Raw genomic sequence first — 13,027 nt, forward strand, 5'->3', positions numbered from 1 at the left:
TCAGTACATTGCTGACGACTCTTAACTTTTTCAGGGATCAGCCCTTTAAACCCGGCAGCAATTGGTGACCAATATACTGATTCCTGATTATCAACAACCCAAGCCCCCCACCGTTCTAACACCTGGCGAATATCACGCATACATTACCTCGTTATTTTGCAGGCTATGAGGTTTAATATCTTCCGATAAAACAGAAATGACGCTTCCCGTATAGTTGCCCTGAAGAGTAGTGTTGCTCCAATGTTTCTCTCTCATTGTTCTCACTCCTGTATGCCTTTCATCTCGAACTCGGTCATAAGCACACCGATGTAGATTATGTACGCTTCGCACCAGGTATCCCGGTGAAACGTCCTGACTGTGTACCGGTTTATTTTCAACTCAGTCACCAGTGTCGCCTGATTACCGTAGTGTTCAGGTATCGGTGTAATTTCAGGTCTTACGCTTTAACTCCCTCACTTTCGCACGGTACTCATCGCGTATACGGATATAGTCTTCCCGCTTCCAGTGCGGTATCTCATGCGGACCGCGTAACCAGTCAACTAACTCCTGTCCAAATTTTTCAATCAGCCGTAACTCGTATTTCTGCGTTACAGTGTTATTTTTGTGTGAGAATTTACCGGCCCCCGCATTGCATGATTTACATTGCTTATAGGCATTTCGCTCCTCAAACCGCAGCTCAGGATGTGACCCTACAGACAGAAAATGACCGCAGTCCCACTGTCCACCATGTAAATCAGGTGGATTAGGTTCACCACAGCTGATGCATGGTTCATCGCGGTCTCTGAGTCTGATGAATTGGTTAAACGCTGTTTGTGCTTGCTGCCGGAAATATGAGGTGGGTTTTACTGCTAACTTGCTGATTTTTAATTTATCTTTTGCTTCACGTTCTTTTTGCTGCTGCTCCTTTCTTAATTTGGCTTCAGCCTTTTCCCTTTCCCTGCTTCGTCGCTTTATTGCCAACTCAGCGCCATGCTCCGGACAGCACCACCATTCGTTACTGAATTTCGGGTGAAACCATTCTCGGCATATCAGGCATTTTCGCCGCGGTTGCTTTGCCACTCTCACCATCTCCTTTTATCTTCTCGACTACTTCCAGATGCGGACATTCACCGGCGCACTGGTCGCAAACATAAACTTCATCGTCGGCCAGTCCTTCGCCGCATATTGCGCAGTTCATCAAACCCTCCCCTGTAATAAATAATTACGCGAACCCACCATGCTTTAGGTGCAAAGTGGAGTTTTTTCCGAAGATCATTGATTAATAACTGCCGAACGTTTTTTGCTCACTTTTTGGCCAATCTGGTCTATTATTAATCTGAGTGAATAATGAATATCGGAGGAACTATGTACAAAAATATCCTTGTTCCGATTGATGTATGGGAAAAAGAACTCACTGATATGGTTACTCCTCATGTTGAAAGCCTCGCTAAACTTGAAGATGCCCGTATCCATTTTCTTGCGGTTATACCAGCATTCCCATATGGTGGTTTTGAAAGTGGTTTGTCTGTCGCGGATCTGGAAAAGCGACTGATAGATTCCACAAAGAAAGAATTAGGCGAGATAATCAGGAAATTCAGTTTGCCGGAGGACAGAGCAGACAGATATATCGTAATTGGTCGCCCAAAAGACAAAATACTTGAACGTGCCGAAGCTATTAGTGCAGACCTGATTATCATCGGCTCCCGTCGTCCGAGTATTTCTACCTATCTACTCGGCTCCACTGCTGCGGCAGTCGTCCGTTATGCCAAAACCTCAGTTTTAGTTGTCCGCTGACACCAGTCGCCCGCTCCGGCGGGCTTTACCATTTCTTCTCCTGACTCCCTGCACTAGCGAGTCGAACCAGGTAACATCTGACCGACCGAACCCCGGCTCAATGTATGCCTTGCTGACCACCTTCCCGCAAAATTCGATTCACTTTCTCTCACTCTGCTCACCACCCGGCACTAACTCACCACGTGAATCGCAAACGTAACGATACAGCCTGGTGACAGCATCCGGCGATATAGCAAATAACGGACTCACATGGCGGTTATGCCTCGTTGTACCAACCTTTCGCAAACATCCGATATACAGCATTTTGTTGGTAAACCACTTAATGAACTCTGTCGAGTTTCCTGTGCGCAGCCCAGCCTCGTGATTGGTGAACGAATCCAGATCGCGACATGCCCTGATTATGTCAACGCATACTTTGAATTGTTCGTCATTCATCGCCACATCCTGTTAATCATTGCCCGTGGTGTTGGTTTCAGATATCTGACTACCGGCAGATACACGGTGACGTCGAAATACTGAGGATTGATATTCAGTGACTTCACCGGGTTATACCCCTTACGCCTGTAGTAAATGCAGAGCTTATCGGCTTCGTCATTGGTGAGAAGTTGGTGTATGTGCGGTTCTTTCATACGTCCTGCTCCTATTCCTGATGTCCGTAATGATTAAACCTGTATCGCGCGGCGCGGGGTTTTATACCTTCACCTATAGCCCACGCCTGCGAATATTCGATTAAGCTTGTCATGCGCTTCTTACTCATGTTTGCGGTACTTTCTCTTGCCAGCGGTACAATCTCTCCCTCAAGTCCCGGAATAAGCGTCCCGTCACGGCCGGTAGCCTTTGCATGTCCGGATACGAAAATACATTTCCAGTCCTGCAATCCCCACGTATTGCCAGCCCATACAATGCCCTGCTCTGCTACGTTGCCGCACAGCGCATGAAACATGTCATTTTGGGGAAGGGTTCGCTTCGGATCGGATATTTTTACTTCGAGGGGGAATTCTTCGTTAAGCGGGAGATTGTCAAGCTCTGCCTTGAGATTTCTGAGTATCTGTATATTCCTGAGAAGGAATGTCTGTTTTTGCATTCAACCTCCTGAGGTTATCGGTTGCCGTTAGTTTCTTACGGGGGTATTTTAATTTCTTCGGGTCGTTAGCTCAGCCGGGAGAGCAGTTGACTCTTAATCAATTGGTCGGGAGTTCGAGCCTCCCACGACCCACCATTGCGGTCATCGTATAATGGCTATTACCTCAGCCTTCCAAGCTGAAGATGCGGGTTCGATTCCCGCTGGCCGCTCCAATCATTTCAAAAAGTCTTCTGTCCTGGGTTATGACACTACTTAACCTGCCTGCGGAAACTTTCCCAGGTGAAATTGATAACGGTCGGTGACCCCATTCTCAGGCGGTCAATAACTCGGTCACCCAATGCTTTTGCCAGTTCGTCAAAATTGAGATTGGTCAGCACACCTACCGGTTTTTTATTCGATAACCGGCGGTCTACCACCTGAAAAATAATCAGTTCTTCGTTCAGGTTATTACGCTGTACGCCGACATCATCCAGCACCAGTAAATCCACTTCGCACAGGTCGCTGATCAGCTGCGACTCCGTAGTTTTCGCCCCCTTCTGGTATGTTTCACGGACACGCATCATCAGGTCTGGCAGAGTGGCAATCAGAATGCTTTTCCCGTTCCGGATTATCTGGTTGCCGATGGCCGCTGCCAGATGGTTTTTACCGGTGCCGGGATTACCGCTGAAAATAAATCCGCCAAATGATTTACCAAACTCAGCTGCGTACTGCTGTGATTTACTGAGTGCCCGCTGTTGCTCCGGCGTTGTCGCCAGATAGTTCTCAAACGTGCATTCCAGGTGTAACGGTCTGATACCGGAACGCCCCATGATTTTATGCAGTCGAGCCACACGGTTTTCGTCAGCAATCCGTTTCGCATCGATAGCGCCCTGCTCACGCTGCCACGCCATCAGCTCAGCAGCATTCGTGAATTTTGGCTTGATGTGCTCCGGCTTCATGCGGTTAAACCTCTCCAGAGTCTGTGCTGCTGTTGCCATCAGAAGTCCTCCGGTATGAATTGCTGAACACGCTTAGGCCGGACAATGCGCGACCGTGTTGGTGGTGATTTCGGCATAAACAAGCCAGTCCAGCCGTTTGATATCGATTCGTCGATTACGCTCTCAGGTGTATACCCTGCCTCGTAAAATTTAGTCAGCCTGGATATCAGCCCGTTTAGTGTCTGTTTTGTCCTGATCGGTTTTTTCAGGTCTTTCCGGTAGGTAACCCAGCTCACCCAGGTATCACGGCTCAACCAGTCAGGCAGCGGGTGTGCATTTGCATCAAAGGGTTCTGGCTTGGACGGTTTTTCAGGTTTAGGGGATATAGGGGTATATATATTTTCTTTTTTCTTTAAAGTATTTCTTTTGTGTGTCTCCAAACCAGAGACATCATTTGTCTCTAACTTAGAGACTTTTTTTGTCTCCAGATTAGAGACAGTGTCTCTAAGTTGATTTTTCCACACCGAAACCTCCTTGTTGACACCAATCTTATTGCCATCTTTCACGATGTAATTCATTGAAATTAATTCGTTCTTTGCCTTGTTAACGTTCTGACGGGACAGGCCGGTAATTTCTGACAGCTGAGAATCTGTTATCCGGTCATTTTTCTTCCCGAACCCGTATGTTTTTCTGATCAGTGCCAACATTACCCGGAACTGTCTGGCTGTCAGATTGCAGCATGAAAGAGACTCCAGCAGTTCGTTGGCGAGTTTAGTGTAACCATCGTCCAGGTCTGCCACTCGTGGTTGCTCCTGCTTAACAGGGAATTCATACACTTCCGCTGTATTCATAGCAACCTCCATATCTTTGTTTTATAATTACTTTCATGTATAATTACTCCGTTAATTGCTGTATCAAAAAAGGGAAACTTTATGTTTCCCTCTTTTCAACAACACTGGCTATTGATACAGTATAAATATTAAGTGCTTTTCTTAATGCGCCTCTGCTGCTCCAACAGTCGGGGCGTTTTCTTTGATTCTCATCTGAGAGAGTTCACCAATCTGCTTCCACAGAAACCGATACTCCTCCTCACTGATTTTTCTTTCGCCAGGCAAAACAAAATCCCTGATACCGGCTGCGGCCAATGTCTCGCATATCTCCGGTAACTTTTCTGTTCTGCGTAGGATTGTTGAATCGTGAACACCGAGTAGTTTTGCAACGACCGTCTGTGTGGTGTTTCTGATTGCCTGATGAGCGGTTGTCATCAGATGATTTGACACAAACCGGTTGAACGATTTGCGTGGATTTGCATTTTCCATAATGTAAATTCCTTTTGGAATAGATAGTCCGTAGCTCACATCCTGTGAGGTAGTTTTATATGTAAATCGTCACTTTATCAGTGACTCCGTAGCAGCTAACAGCTCTGCGATTGTTAAAGAACAGCTATATACTTAAATGATTTCTAGCTCCGGCCAAATTTTATGCCAATCGCTTGGGCGCAAATCTTTTCTCGTTACTTTTCCGTATGTTGCAACTTCAATTTCTACACAACGTTTTGGAGATATAGAACTGGCACCCGACGCCATTTGGGAGAGAAAAGATTTCGAAACACCAAGCTTATCCGCCAAATTCTTCGCTCCCCCCCATTCAAGTGAATCAATGTAATTTTTTAAATCCATATTTTATCTCCATCCTTTTTAATGATGAAGTTTATTAAACGCTAAACCGCCCGTCAAGTATTTGCTTGTTTAGTCATTACTAATCAAAATAGAAAAATGGATATGAAAAAAATAAGACAGACCAAGCTTGCTGGCTGGTTCAAAGATAAGACCCTGCCATCAAAAGAAAAAAGCTATATATCTCAGCTGATGAGTGGTAAATCATCGTTTGGAGAGAAAGCTGCTCGTCGGTTAGAAAGAGACTATGGGATGCCACCTGGGTTTCTTGATTCTAATGAAGAATTACAACCAGATGAAATTGAGTTTGTTGGATTCGTCCCCAATGGCATGGTTAAAGTAGTTGGGGAAGCATTCCTAGGGATTGATGGCGCAGTGGATATGATAGAGGCCCTTGAGGGATGGGTTCAAATTTACAGCGATGATAAGGACGCTTATGCCCTCAAAGTTAAGGGTGACAGTATGTGGCCCAGGATTCAGTCAGGTGAGTATGTGGTTGTTGAGCCCAACACAGTAGTCAGATCCGGCGATGAGGTCTTTGTGCGCACTGTTGAAGGTAAGAATATGGTAAAAATACTGAATAAAACCAGAGATGGTAGTTACCAATTCACCAGCGTCAACAATACTCACCCGCCAATCACAGTTGATCCACGTGAAGTGGAAAAAATGCATTATGTGGCAGCGATTGTAAAGCCGACTAAGTTTATCGATAAGTGCGAACAATCATAAGCCAGTACTGATAATCAAACGAGTTCTAAGGACAAACTATGGCATTCAATGACACTGAAGTCGTACAAATTAAACAATGTATGAACTATTTCATGGAAAAGCGTCGTCCACCAAAGCATATCCGAGATGAACATGACCTTCAGTATCGTATTGAAGACGATAGCGTAATCATTTTCGAGGTTAGACAACTGTCCTGGAGTACCGGGCGTGCAGAAGAAATGCTGGCCAAAATAACAAACAACAGGAACAGCAACTCGTGGTCCCTGTTCTGGTCTACTGATAATAATGAATGGCGACACTACGACGGCCGAATGATAGGCAGTTTTTCTGACGCAATAAAAATTATTGATGAAGATGCAAATCATCGATTCTTTGGCTGACAGCCTGATGACATATTTTAGAGTAAGGTGGTAGGTGTAGAAATACATAATAAGGATATGACAGTGATAAAAGTTGGCAGGGCTATCCTGGCGGTGAACGCATAGGTGAAGGGCAGCATAACCCCAGCCCTCCCCGCGAGAGCTTTTTTGTATCAGTTATCGCTCATCAGGTCGATAGCAACCTCATAGACCTCATTCATAAATCTGTCTATTTCTTGTTCTTTATGGGAGTACAGCAATTGCTTAATATTTCCTTTCGTTATCATCTGCCGTGAATCCAGTAACATAATAGCCGCTCTGCCTGTTACTCTGCATACTTCACTGTAAATCAGTTCTCGTTCGTCACTCATTCATCACCTCTGTATATTTATTCAACAATAACATCCGCAGCAGCGCTTGGACAGAAAATAATTGTATATTTTTTGTTCTACTTCATGTGATCTACGCCAGATTTTGACGATTTAAAAAAATAAATTCACTGAACAATCAATGTATTGTTAATACTTCACTAAATTATGTTTAGTTAATACTTGACGACATGTTTAGCATTTAATAAACTCAAGTTATCAACGGAACACAGCACGTTGATGTTCTTTAAAAACGATGATAGCGAGCTGTGTATTGGCTGTCAGAACGGTGACGCTGATAAAGCGTCAACCTTCTCAGAAGGTTTCGGGATTGAAGCAAAGCATGATTGTACCAATCACCAAAGCCGACTGTTTGGAGGGAATATGGCAATAATCATAGTGAAAAAATCACGCAAGCCTGAATTTTTACGTGGCAACTCAGCAAACAGGCGTCACGCCAGGAGAAAGGCTGAAGCGATTGCCACCAAAAATGTAAAAATGAAGTTGGAGGAAATATTCAGAACTGAACCGGACAAAAGTCCAATGAACCGGGTAGAAAAAGCCACATCAGCATGCAGTACCCCGATTTACGATTCACCGGATAACTGCTGCTTAAACACTACTGCCTTGTATTCAACTAAGCGATATAATTCAAAACCAAAAACAGAATTTGGCATCACGGCCAGAGCATAGCCCATCCTATGAATGGGCTGACCAAGTATTACTTAAGGTAGAGCAAGTCCAGTGCTGCTTTCTCTGCATCTTCTGGCTCATCAAATGACTCCAGAATGTGCGGGTACCTTGCTGCCTGACTCAAACTTTTAATATTTTTCTCAATTTCGGATTTTTGCTCGGTAGTCAGCGCGTCAAAAATTGATTTCAGCAAAATATGCTGCGCGTCCAGACGCTTTGCTATCACTTCATTATTCATCTTATTTATCTCATTTTATAGGGTTAAAAGCATCTTAACGGATTTCTATCTGTAACACACTGCACCTCATCTGATATGGTTAAAAGCAGACACTTCACCCCATCACATTTACGGGGGATGTTAGGTTAAATAAAACAGGAAATGGATATGACGTGTAGCAATAAGTACTGCATCGACTGAATTGAGCTCATCACATGTTGCTCAGGCAGAGGCGTATGCCGGAAGCTGCTGCAAAGTGTGCAACAATGAGAACATAGAGCCAACAGATAAAAGCATTTTTGATTACCTGAAATATATCGAGTGTCTTGGCGTCTGACAGCCCAGGAGACGAGCATCCAGTCAGTAATCTGAAATTTATATTTTCTGCTTCAGAATAGAATAGTAACAGTCTGATATCTTAATTAGATTAACTCCGGGGCGGACGCTGGATTCAACAACTTCCAAAACATCTTTATCAATCAAACGCTTTGCTGCTTTTTTATAAATTCTGATTTTCCTTTTTTTGTATTTACCATTTAGAAAATATATCAGCAACGCGCGTTCTTCATCATCGAAATTTTTTATTACTTTGGGAGCTTTTATGAATCGAAAAATTACTTTTTTTATTAGCTCACTCATTATCTCTCCATAATCCATTGAACATCCGAATAATATTTTAGCATAAATTAACATATGATTTTACTGAAATTTTAACTTTTCTCTCAATGCTGGGATAACTATTCGGACATCACGTAGCACAGGGAAGTGTATAGGAGGAAGTAACATGCCGATGTTTAAAGTAACGTGTAAATGGAACGGAAAGCCATGGGAAAAAGGATATCGAGGCCGAAGATGAGGCCGACTGTACAGAACACATGTATCTGTTCGGTGTACTAATTGGCAAAGCCGATATTCAAGACCTGCAATTAACTGAGATAAAGGAGAAAAAAACAATGTCAGGGCACCCACATGCAGACCTGATGGCTAAAGCCGCAGAGATAGCGAAGACGGATAAAGAGTGGTATTCACAATTTCAGCGCTTGATTGGCGGTGAATGGCAGTCCCCTATCGCCGAGTTTGTATTTCTACCTGAAATAGAATACCGCATGAAGCCGCGCTATATCGACATTAATGGATATCAGGTTCCAGAACCGGTGCAGGAGTCACTGGAGTACGGAACGGGTTACTGTGTTGTGGGTCTCGATGGTATTGATTATCAACGCTGGTGCGATGATGAAGACGATGAAAATCTACTTAAACAAGGGCGCATTCACCTAACCAGAGAAGCGGCAGAAGCCCACCGTTCCGCCCTGATCTCTTTCACACAGAAGTAATCCCCCTATCCCACCTCGGGATATCAGCAGGTAAACAACATGAAAACTAAACCTTGTCGCGCTGCGTGCGGTTCTGACGTGGCGTGCATCTCTATGCCATTTTTACGCCTTGCCCGATGTGCGGCAAGGGTAGCGATATCCACCGGAAAGTCCCGTATTTGGGATCTGGCTAACCAATTACAGATGAGAGCTTACGGGAGAAAGATATGTCGCTGATGACTGCAAAACAAAAACACACCAAGGAACAGGTTATTGAGTTGTTCAATCAGGCTGACATGGATGAAAAGCAGATTGAGCAGATTGTGTCGGAGTGGCGTTGGCGCAGGGAGAACGCCAAAACAAGCCGCATTCTCCATCAGTGCAGAATGAGGCTACCGGCATGAACACATACACAATACAGGATGCTCAGGTAGAACGGCAACGGATTGCCGAACAGCGCAGAAAACAAGAGCAGAAAGAAAAGGATGATTACTGGTTTCGTGAAAGTGTCGGATTGCCAAACGGACGGGTACCGGCAGAATTTTTAAGCGGAGAATTCACATGATGGAATATCCACGCCGTATAGGGAAACGTTCAGGCTCCGGCGGGACGTATGATGAAAATTATCAACACGCCCTGAAATCAGCAATTGAGCAAATGGATTTGCAACGACGGGGGAAACCGACCGGAGAGCCTTCACTGTCAGAGCAACGGGTTGCCGAGGCACTTTACAACATCTGCCGTATCACCGCCCTTCACTATCCCCCACTACCCGCAAACATCAAAGCAGCACGGAATGCTGCTGAGACACAGGCGTGGAGAGAATGGAGGACTGAACATGGAAAAGCTACCGGTGTCGGTGGTGTTGATTATTACGGCGGCGGGCGTACGGAATCACGCCCCGGCCAGAGATTGGGAGATTAATCATGTCTGAAGTCTATAAGGCAATAAGTGCCGTAGCCAAGGAACTGGCTGAGACAGGCATCAAAAAAGGGAGCAGGAATTCACAACAGGGGTTTATGTTCAGGGGTATCGACGCTGTATACAACGCACTTGCCCCGGCGCTGGTTAAGCATGGCCTGATTATCCTTCCCCGCATTATGGAGCGTTCTGTCACGGAGCGACAGACACAAAAAGGCGGTACCTTATTTTATGTCGTGGTGAAGGCTGAGTTTGATTTCATTGCCACGGAAGACGGCAGCAAACACACAGTGACCACCTTTGGCGAAGCTATGGATAGCGGGGACAAGGCAACCAACAAAGCAATGTCTATCGCCTATAAATACGCAGCTTTCCAGGCATTTTGTATTCCCACCGAAGAAACTGCGATTGATGCTGACGCAGAGGTTCACGATGTTGTTCCACGTAATCCAGAGCAGATTTTGGGTGACTATACCGAATTTCTTAATGTCACAAGTGACACAAAGACAATTGAGGCTGAATACAGGAAAGTATGGCGAATGCTGAACGGCAGCGACAAACAGGATGAATGTAAGCGCCTCACCGGCATCAGGATCAACGAACTTAAGCAGGCGGCATAAATGGCAATTAACGTAATTACAGTCAGCGGCAATCTCGGAAAGGATTGTGAGCAACGATGGACTCCGGCAGGGAAAGCCGTTGCATCGTTCAGCCTGCCGGTGAAACAGGGATATGGCGAGCACGAAAAGACATCGTGGGTTATCTGCAAAATGTTCGGCGCGAAAGCCGAAAAATTACCGGAACACCTGAAAAAAGGAATGAAGATGACGGTTACTGGCGAGTTCGTCATGGAGGAATGGACTGTTCAGAATGGCAATAAACGGTCAGCACCGGTGATTATCGTGAACCAGTTGGATTTCAGCAACAATCAGGCAGGAAGCCAGAAGCCACAGCAACCACCGGCACAGAATGATCCGCCAATGGATTTTGACGACGACATTCCGTTTTAATAACCCCACCGTTTCAGGATGAAGCGTAATGCAAGGATGCTGAGGGTTATACATTCCATGCGCGTCGGATAATAAACGCTACAGCGACAACAGCAACGACAAACAACAAGCCTTCAATGAAGTAAATCATAACGCCCCCGACAAATAAATAAGCCACCAGCGCTTTACGGAACACCGGTGGCTCAGTTGCTGCTTTGTTCGTATGTCATCAGATAGTTAAGTTGAAGTATCATTAATACCAATAACTATTGCACCCACAACAACTCGGAAAGAAAGCCACATCCCGACGAACAGACAACGTTCCGCTGAGACTGTAGCCTCTCGGGCTGCCTCCAGTCCTTAACTTAAATATATGGCAGAATTTAACCATTTCAAGTGAAGTATAGTGATTAACTTCACAAGTTAGTCAGAAAATAAAATCTTATTCCTGCACCAGCGTGACTTTCAATCTCGTTTTTACCAGCGAGAGATTCGCGTATGCAAAATTCAGCAAGTATTCAGACAAAAAATTGCCGGTACGTGACATGACAATACCGGCAACCAAGTAATTACATACAGATTTTATACCAACGGCATTACAATAATTGATGATAAATATAGCAATAATGATAATTACATGATAAATAAGGAAATTCCAACTAACGCTGTGGCCGAATAATGCTTCCGATGCCAGTAAATGGTGTTACCCACGGATGAGACCACCGTATACACCACCCGACCACGATTTAAATATAGTTATAATTACTGAAAGTGATAATACCAGCATGAAAAAATGTGGAACACATCACAATATGACTAGTTTTCCGCGTAACTGAAAATTCATAAGGGCTTATATGCTGATAACATAGTTTTATGATACTGAGAGTCAGAATACATTAATTGCACTTACCAATTGATATAATATTCCTGCCTTAATATGGAGGAATTATGATAGTTGAATATCTTCTTATAAATAAAGATAGCTCATCCGAAGTTTATTATTTAGCCACTTCATTAGTTAAAAAAATCACTCTTACGCGAGGGACATCGTTAACATCGAGCACCTCACATAATAACGGCGGAATTAAACACAGCAGGAAATTTAATTGCCATATTCTCGCATACACAACAAATCTTACGCCGTAGCAATAGATAGTGAAATAGGCTTGTTTGATGAGAACAAAATACATGAGCTAATCATGGCTCATCAAATAAAGCCAATCCCTAACGAATTACTTTAAAAATAGCTACCCTGCACCAGCAGGTTTTTTTATACCTAAAATTCAGAGCTAACCATGACAATCGGATTTGCATTACTACTGGTAATGCACGGTTCTGCTGTGCCTATAATTCACTTCTGACAATTCAGGAATAATCAATATGGTTTTATTTGACAAAAGGCCACCTTTTGAAAAGGCATGGCTCGCTACCTCATTCTGCGTAATTATGGCCGGAATGGGTGATGATACGGTATCGCGATGGAGAATAATTATATTCGGCACAAACTCAGGCCAGACTCAACGACAAAAGGAATATGCCGCAGAAAAACAATAAATCAGAAAATATATAAATACGAGCGTGACCAACTGGATATTGCAGAAGGTCAGTGTCAGATGTGTTTATTTCAGTGAGGAAAAATGAAAAAGTATGACTTAATTCTCGCAGATCCACCATGGCAATATAACAACAAATCTTCCAACGGCGCAGCAGATAACCACTACAACACCATCGATTTTTATTCCCTCACCCGCTTACCCATCGAAAAAATAGCCTCTGACAACTCCGTGCTCTGCATGTGGTACACGGGTAACTTTATCCGTGAGGCTTACGAACTGGCTGAAGCGTGGGGATTTAAAGTGCGTACCGGCTTCGGGTTCGTGTGGGTGAAGCTGAACAAAAACGCTGGAGGCCGTATTGATGCTAAACCTCCGGAAGATATGTTCGACTTCATGGACACGCTGAACGCAGAGACGCGCATCAACGGCGGC

General features: G+C 44.3%; 21 protein-coding genes and 2 tRNA genes. 13 read left to right on the plus strand and 10 right to left on the minus strand.

The window, feature by feature from the left end; genetic code table 11:
- The coding region (locus tag HMPREF3119_RS11050; protein ID WP_305777635.1) for an antiterminator Q family protein at positions 1-140 on the minus strand (140 nt) is incomplete at its 3' end.
- Positions 141-429: 289 nt separating this feature from the next.
- Positions 430-1,059, minus strand: a complete 630-nt coding sequence (locus tag HMPREF3119_RS11055) for a recombination protein NinG (protein ID WP_070579773.1) — start codon at positions 1,057-1,059, stop codon at positions 430-432.
- A gap of 285 nt (positions 1,060-1,344) precedes the next feature.
- Here HMPREF3119_RS11055 and HMPREF3119_RS11060 point away from each other — a divergent pair, with 285 nt between their 5' ends.
- Positions 1,345-1,773 carry a universal stress protein gene (locus HMPREF3119_RS11060; RefSeq protein WP_036414499.1) on the plus strand — a complete coding sequence of 143 codons (429 nt, stop codon included), beginning with the start codon at positions 1,345-1,347 and terminating at the stop codon, positions 1,771-1,773.
- A gap of 640 nt (positions 1,774-2,413) precedes the next feature.
- Here HMPREF3119_RS11060 and HMPREF3119_RS11075 read toward each other — a convergent pair.
- Positions 2,414-2,857 (minus strand): recombination protein NinB, encoded by a 444-nt coding sequence (locus HMPREF3119_RS11075; RefSeq protein WP_046024444.1) that lies wholly within the window; start codon positions 2,855-2,857, stop codon positions 2,414-2,416.
- A gap of 59 nt (positions 2,858-2,916) precedes the next feature.
- On the opposite strand from HMPREF3119_RS11075, the gene HMPREF3119_RS11080 reads away from it, so the two are divergent.
- Positions 2,917-2,992, plus strand: a tRNA-Lys gene (locus HMPREF3119_RS11080).
- A gap of 2 nt (positions 2,993-2,994) precedes the next feature.
- Positions 2,995-3,069 (plus strand) — tRNA-Gly (locus tag HMPREF3119_RS11085).
- 36 nt (positions 3,070-3,105) lie between these two features.
- Here the strand turns inward: HMPREF3119_RS11085 and HMPREF3119_RS11090 are convergent.
- The 4 genes from HMPREF3119_RS11090 to HMPREF3119_RS11105 form a co-directional block, all read right to left on the minus strand.
- Positions 3,106-3,834, minus strand: a complete 729-nt coding sequence (locus HMPREF3119_RS11090) for an ATP-binding protein (protein ID WP_070579716.1) — start codon at positions 3,832-3,834, stop codon at positions 3,106-3,108.
- Positions 3,834-4,625, minus strand: coding sequence for a replication protein (locus HMPREF3119_RS11095; RefSeq protein ID WP_070579775.1), 792 nt, complete (start codon positions 4,623-4,625; stop codon positions 3,834-3,836). The genes HMPREF3119_RS11090 and HMPREF3119_RS11095 overlap by 1 nt, the downstream gene beginning before the upstream one ends.
- Positions 4,626-4,766: 141 nt before the next feature.
- The gene (locus HMPREF3119_RS11100) at positions 4,767-5,093 is read right to left on the minus strand and encodes a hypothetical protein (RefSeq protein WP_036414494.1); all 327 of its coding nucleotides are present in this window, start codon (positions 5,091-5,093) and stop codon (positions 4,767-4,769) included.
- A gap of 132 nt (positions 5,094-5,225) precedes the next feature.
- On the minus strand, positions 5,226-5,453 hold the full coding sequence (locus HMPREF3119_RS11105) for a transcriptional regulator (protein WP_070579719.1): 228 nt from the start codon (positions 5,451-5,453) through the stop codon (positions 5,226-5,228).
- Between the two features lie 96 nt (positions 5,454-5,549).
- Between HMPREF3119_RS11105 and HMPREF3119_RS11110 the strand changes: the two genes are divergently transcribed.
- Together HMPREF3119_RS11110 and HMPREF3119_RS11115 are read left to right on the plus strand one after the other, a co-directional pair.
- Complete coding sequence (locus HMPREF3119_RS11110) at positions 5,550-6,179, plus strand: S24 family peptidase (RefSeq protein WP_070579725.1); 630 nt, start codon at positions 5,550-5,552, stop codon at positions 6,177-6,179.
- A gap of 38 nt (positions 6,180-6,217) precedes the next feature.
- The gene (locus tag HMPREF3119_RS11115; RefSeq protein ID WP_036414488.1) at positions 6,218-6,559 is read left to right on the plus strand and encodes a DUF3024 domain-containing protein; all 342 of its coding nucleotides are present in this window, start codon (positions 6,218-6,220) and stop codon (positions 6,557-6,559) included.
- Positions 6,560-6,711: 152 nt separating this feature from the next.
- Here the strand turns inward: HMPREF3119_RS11115 and HMPREF3119_RS11120 are convergent, their stop codons facing one another.
- Positions 6,712-6,909 carry a DUF2767 family protein gene (locus HMPREF3119_RS11120; protein ID WP_070579728.1) on the minus strand — a complete coding sequence of 66 codons (198 nt, stop codon included), beginning with the start codon at positions 6,907-6,909 and terminating at the stop codon, positions 6,712-6,714.
- A 234-nt stretch (positions 6,910-7,143) separates the two neighbouring features.
- Between HMPREF3119_RS11120 and HMPREF3119_RS11125 the strand changes: the two genes are divergently transcribed.
- Complete coding sequence (locus tag HMPREF3119_RS11125; RefSeq protein ID WP_232056903.1) at positions 7,144-7,599, plus strand: transcriptional antitermination N peptide; 456 nt, start codon at positions 7,144-7,146, stop codon at positions 7,597-7,599.
- A 28-nt stretch (positions 7,600-7,627) separates the two neighbouring features.
- On the opposite strand, the gene HMPREF3119_RS11130 is transcribed toward HMPREF3119_RS11125, so the two are convergent.
- The gene (locus tag HMPREF3119_RS11130) at positions 7,628-7,837 is read right to left on the minus strand and encodes a hypothetical protein (RefSeq protein ID WP_004240099.1); all 210 of its coding nucleotides are present in this window, start codon (positions 7,835-7,837) and stop codon (positions 7,628-7,630) included.
- Positions 7,838-8,191: 354 nt separating this feature from the next.
- Positions 8,192-8,473 (minus strand): hypothetical protein, encoded by a 282-nt coding sequence (locus HMPREF3119_RS11135; RefSeq protein WP_049240425.1) that lies wholly within the window; start codon positions 8,471-8,473, stop codon positions 8,192-8,194.
- Positions 8,474-8,691: 218 nt separating this feature from the next.
- Between HMPREF3119_RS11135 and HMPREF3119_RS11140 the strand changes: the two genes are divergently transcribed.
- From HMPREF3119_RS11140 to HMPREF3119_RS19815, 7 genes are all read left to right on the plus strand, one after another.
- Positions 8,692-9,150 (plus strand): hypothetical protein, encoded by a 459-nt coding sequence (locus tag HMPREF3119_RS11140; RefSeq protein ID WP_070579730.1) that lies wholly within the window; start codon positions 8,692-8,694, stop codon positions 9,148-9,150.
- Positions 9,151-9,356: 206 nt separating this feature from the next.
- Positions 9,357-9,533 carry a hypothetical protein gene (locus HMPREF3119_RS19405; RefSeq protein ID WP_004240098.1) on the plus strand — a complete coding sequence of 59 codons (177 nt, stop codon included), beginning with the start codon at positions 9,357-9,359 and terminating at the stop codon, positions 9,531-9,533.
- The gene (locus tag HMPREF3119_RS19410; protein WP_166707596.1) at positions 9,530-9,694 is read left to right on the plus strand and encodes a hypothetical protein; all 165 of its coding nucleotides are present in this window, start codon (positions 9,530-9,532) and stop codon (positions 9,692-9,694) included. The genes HMPREF3119_RS19405 and HMPREF3119_RS19410 overlap by 4 nt, the downstream gene beginning before the upstream one ends.
- A complete protein-coding gene (locus HMPREF3119_RS11145; RefSeq protein WP_070579732.1) occupies positions 9,691-10,053 on the plus strand; it encodes a hypothetical protein in 363 nt (120 codons plus the stop codon). The genes HMPREF3119_RS19410 and HMPREF3119_RS11145 overlap by 4 nt, the downstream gene beginning before the upstream one ends.
- A 2-nt stretch (positions 10,054-10,055) precedes the next feature.
- Positions 10,056-10,670, plus strand: a complete 615-nt coding sequence (locus HMPREF3119_RS11150) for an ERF family protein (RefSeq protein ID WP_070579734.1) — start codon at positions 10,056-10,058, stop codon at positions 10,668-10,670.
- Positions 10,671-11,060 carry a single-stranded DNA-binding protein gene (locus HMPREF3119_RS11155; RefSeq protein ID WP_070579736.1) on the plus strand — a complete coding sequence of 130 codons (390 nt, stop codon included), beginning with the start codon at positions 10,671-10,673 and terminating at the stop codon, positions 11,058-11,060.
- Positions 11,061-12,676: 1,616 nt separating this feature from the next.
- Positions 12,677-13,027, plus strand: a 351-nt coding sequence (locus tag HMPREF3119_RS19815; protein WP_246829272.1) for an S-adenosylmethionine-binding domain-containing protein, incomplete at its 3' end; no start/stop codon positions are given.

The organism is Morganella sp. HMSC11D09, from assembly GCF_001807955.1.
Classification (GTDB): Bacteria; Pseudomonadota; Gammaproteobacteria; order Enterobacterales; family Enterobacteriaceae; genus Morganella; species Morganella morganii.